Source organism: Ralstonia sp. OTU4908, from assembly GCF_038440115.1.
GTDB classification, from domain to species: domain Bacteria; phylum Pseudomonadota; class Gammaproteobacteria; order Burkholderiales; family Burkholderiaceae; genus Ralstonia; species Ralstonia pickettii.
The window spans coordinates 1-219 of sequence record NZ_JASATD010000133.1 but is presented as its reverse complement, the minus strand read 5'-3'; the positions used below and the strand labels follow the sequence as shown (position 1 = coordinate 219).

The window sequence follows — 219 nt, the reverse complement described above, 5'->3', positions numbered from 1 at the left end:
CGGCGCATAGGCCCACAGGTAGGCGCGGTGCGTCTTGCCATTGCCGGGCGCGAGCATCTGCACTGGCGTTTCGTCGGCGTGCAGAACACCGTGGCTCAGAACCTCTTCTTGCAGGGCGTCCACCAGCGGTTGCAGACGCACGCCACAGATGCCCACCCACGCGCCCAGTGTCGATTGCGGGATGGCCAGACCGGCGCGCGCATAGATGCGCTCCTGCCG

Annotated in this window: 1 protein-coding gene; it reads right to left on the bottom strand. The window is 67.6% G+C overall.

The features are described from left to right. Positions 1-219, bottom strand: a 219-nt coding sequence (locus tag AAHM38_RS25630; RefSeq protein ID WP_342234439.1) for an IS66 family transposase, incomplete at both ends; no start/stop codon positions are given.